The sequence below is a fragment of the Paralimibaculum aggregatum genome (assembly GCF_030270585.1).
GTDB lineage: Bacteria > Pseudomonadota > Alphaproteobacteria > Rhodobacterales > Rhodobacteraceae > Thermohalobaculum > Thermohalobaculum aggregatum.
Genome location: NZ_BSYI01000151.1, coordinates 1 through 427 on the forward strand (window position 1 = coordinate 1; position 427 = coordinate 427).

Sequence of the window (427 nt, forward strand, 5' to 3'; positions counted from 1 at the left end):
CTCGCATCCTCGTTTGACGGAGATGCCACGGGGCCGGTGATCGCGGATGTAGGCGCGTTTCTCCGCAATCGTTTCGAGGCGAGAGCCCCTTTTAGAAACTCAATCTCGAGGGCTTGGCGGCCAACCATCCGCTCGAGCGCGGCGATCTTCGCCTGCGCCTCGTGGAGCGTGTTGGCCGCCTCGATCTCCTCGTCGAACTCGCCAGCTTCGTACTTCTCGATCCAGACCCGGATCAGATGCCGGCAGATGTCGTGCTCCTTTGAAAGGGCGTTGAGCGCGGCGCCGGCAAGGTACTCCTCGACGATCTGGCGCTTGAAGGCGGTGCTGTGGCGTCTGTGTCTGCGCATGGGCTCTCATACTCCGAAAGCCCGACCTCAGGTGGGGAGTTCTCCTGCCTCAACCTGTCCGGCCCCAGGGGCGCAGTCCA

The 427-nt window shown here is 63.2% G+C and carries 1 protein-coding gene; it reads right to left on the bottom strand.

The annotated features are described in order from the left end of the window. Window positions 1-347: transposase (locus QSJ97_RS24725; RefSeq protein ID WP_285675165.1), on the bottom strand; the 347-nt coding region annotated here is incomplete at its 3' end. Window positions 348-427: the final 80 nt, after the last annotated feature.